General features: G+C 67.2%; 1 protein-coding gene and 2 pseudogenes. All 3 read left to right on the top strand.

Translation table 11 applies throughout. The annotated features are described in order from the left end of the window. Positions 1-256 precede the first annotated feature (256 nt). Positions 257-403: pseudogene (locus ACFWI9_RS33570) on the top strand (transposase); the annotation flags it as partial. 181 nt (positions 404-584) lie between these two features. Next, positions 585-1,601 (top strand): annotated as a pseudogene (gene istA / locus ACFWI9_RS33575) (IS21 family transposase); the annotation flags it as partial. An 82-nt stretch (positions 1,602-1,683) separates the two neighbouring features. After that, positions 1,684-2,910 (top strand): tyrosine-type recombinase/integrase, encoded by a 1,227-nt coding sequence (locus ACFWI9_RS33580; protein WP_387168893.1) that lies wholly within the window; start codon positions 1,684-1,686, stop codon positions 2,908-2,910. Positions 2,911-3,039 lie beyond the last annotated feature (129 nt).

Genomic DNA, 3,039 nt, shown 5'->3' on the forward strand with positions numbered 1-3,039 from the left:
TCCCGGAAGCGCGGCCGACCTCTCGGCAATGGGGCGGCCGGTGGGCTCACGCAGGGGGTTTGGGGGACCTTGGCGGCACCCTCGGCGCCCAACGCGGCGACCGCCTCGATATCAACCGTTTGGTGGAACGCTGTGGGGCCGGGTGGGTAATCTCAGAGTGCGGGATGTGGCGTTTCGTCGGTCTTGCCATCGCTCGATGGTGTGACGTGGGGGCATCGCTGTCGGTCAGGAGTTCGAGGTTCGCTTGGGTTGTGGCATGAGCATGCGCAAGCCGTACCCGAGCGATCTCGCCGACGAGCAGTGGGAGCTCGTGGAACCCGTGATCACGGCGTGGAAGGCCCGGCATCCGTCGGTCAGCGGGCATCAGGGGAAGTACGCGATGCGGGAGATCGTGTCGACGATCACGAAATTCCCCAGGTGGAGCGGGTCCCGCGTCACGTAATTCCCCACCCCCGCGGTCACGTAATTCCCCATGGGGACGACGGGTGGCGGGGGTCATAGTCCTGGCCGTCGAGACGACGGACGCTTCCTCGATCAGTGGTTCGAGGTCGAGGGAAGCGCGCGATGGCAAGAGAATGTTCAACGTGGTCGATGTGACCGAGATCTACGTCCACTGGTATGCGGGCCGTTCCAAGAGCGAGCTGGCCACGTCGCTGGGAGTGGACCGCAAGACGATCAGGAAGTACCTGGCCCCTGCGGAGGCAGCCGGGATGAGTCCGGGCGGCCCGGCGATGACCGAGCAGGACTGGGCCGGGCTGATCAAGGGCTGGTTCCCCGAGCTCGCTGACAGGCGGCTGCGGCAGGTGACCTGGCCCGAGATCGACAAGCACGGCGATTACATCAAGAGCCTGCTGGGGACGGTGACCGTCTCCACGATCCACCAACGCCTGCGAGACGAACACGGGCTGACCGTGTCGGTGTCCAGTTTGCGGCGGTGGATAGCGGCGACGCTGCCCGAGGAGACGAGAAGATCGCAGGTCACCGTCCTGCGCGACGAGGTCGAGCCGGGGCTGGAGGCCCAGATCGACTACGGCTTCCTCGCCCAGTGGACCAACCCCCGCAGCGGGACACGGCACCGGATCTGGGCCTTCGTGATGATCCTGGCCTGCTCACGGCACATGTTCGTCCGCCCGGTCATCCGTCTGGACCAGCATGCCTGGACCGAGGCCCACGTCGAAGCCTTCACGTTCTTCGGCGGTGTCACCCAGCGGCTCGTCCCGGACAACCTGCGCACCGGGGTCGACAAGCCTGACCTCTACGACCCCAAAATCAACAAGGCGTATGCCGAACTCGCCAGCCACTACGGCACGTTGGTGGACCCGGCTCGAGCCGGCCGGCCAAAAGACAAACCCAGGGTCGAGCGCCCGATGCCCTATATAAGGGACTCGTGGTGGCGGGGGCGGGAGTTCGTCTCCCTCGAGCACATGCAGGCCGACGCGGTCCGCTGGTCGAGCGAGGTCGCCGGACGCAGGCAGTGCCGGCCGCTGGCTGGCGCGTCCCCGCTGTCGGTGTTCGAGGCCGTCGAGGCCGGCACCCTGCTGCCGCTGCCGAAGACGCCGTTCGTGCTGGCCCGCTGGTCGAGTGCGACGGTCGGGCCGGACATCCTCATGTTGACTGAACTAAGGTAGCTGTTTTCGCAGTTCAGAGGACATATCGAGGCTCGTTGCTCTACGGTCGCTGCCCGTGACGACAGACGAGGTGTCGCAGCGGGATCTCGCGTCCCTGGCGGTTCCGCCGGTGGGCTCGCTCGCAGCGACCGGCGATCCGTGGGAGCCGTATCGCCTGCTTGACTGCGACGGGGTTCCAGTCGAGGCGGTGAGCGCGTACTTCCGTGATCTGCAAGCAGCCGGCCGCAGCGCGGCAACAGTTCGCTCCTACGGGATGGACCTACTGCGGTGGTTCCGGTTCCTGTGGGCGATTGGCATCTCGTGGGACCGCGCGACGCGCGTGGAGGCACGGGACTTCTGCAGATGGCTGCTGATCGCCGGCAAGCCAGTCCGCCCGCATTGGCGCCACGGCGAGGATGCTGCGGTGATGAAGCCGTCCGGGGTTCCGTTCGCGGCCTCGGTGCGAGCACATAACGAGACAGTGCTGCGCTGCTTCTACGACTTCCACCTCGGGATCAGCAGCGGCCCGATCCTGATCAACCCGTTCCCCCTCGACCGATCCCGCCGCGGAAGCCGGCCGAACGCGCATCACAACCCGATGGAGCCGTTCCGCAAGGAGCGGGCCGGGCTCTACCGGCCACGGGTGCCCAAACGTGTTCCCCGGTCTATCCCGGACGAGGAGTTCAACGAGATCTTCGCGCGGCTGCCGTCTCACCGGGACCGGGCGCTGGTCGCGTTCTACGTGTCCACCGGCGCCAGGGCCTCGGAGCTGCTGTCGACGACGCAGGGCGGGGTCGATCCGGGTCGGCAGCTGGTATCGGTGGTCCGCAAGGGCACCGGCGAGGTCGCCGAGCTCCCGGCGTCCACGGACGCATTCGTGTGGTTGCGGCTATACCAGGTCGAGATGGAGGGGCTGATCCCGAAGGGGCGCAGGCTTCCCCTGTGGTGGACGTTGCGGCGGCCGATGCGTCCGCTGATATACCACGCCGCACATCGGATGTTCGAGCGGGTGAACGCCGCGGCTGGCACCTCGGCCACGCTGCACGCTCTGCGGCACACCGCGGCCTACCGGATGGCGGAGGATCCGATGCTTCCGCTGACTGACGTGCAGCTGGTCCTCGGCCACGCGCTGCTGACCACGACGCAGATCTACCTGACACCCCGGAAAGAGGACGTGATCAGGAGGGTGCTCGCCCACCATGCCGAGCAGACGCGGCAGGCTGCGGCGCGGCAAGAGCCGACGCCGGCTCCCGGCTACGACCCGCGAACGCTGGACGTGCTCTTCGCCAGGGAGGCCCGGTGAGCACGGCGACCAGGGCTGTCAACGCGTCGCCTCGGTGAAGTTTCCCCGTGATCTCGGACACGTGATCGTTATGCTGCGAGGGTGTGCTGATGCCGCTGCCTGGTCTCGGCTGGGGTGAGGTAGCCGAAG

This window comes from Streptomyces sp. NPDC127084 (assembly GCF_042724175.1).
Classification (GTDB): domain Bacteria; phylum Actinomycetota; class Actinomycetes; order Streptomycetales; family Streptomycetaceae; genus Streptomyces.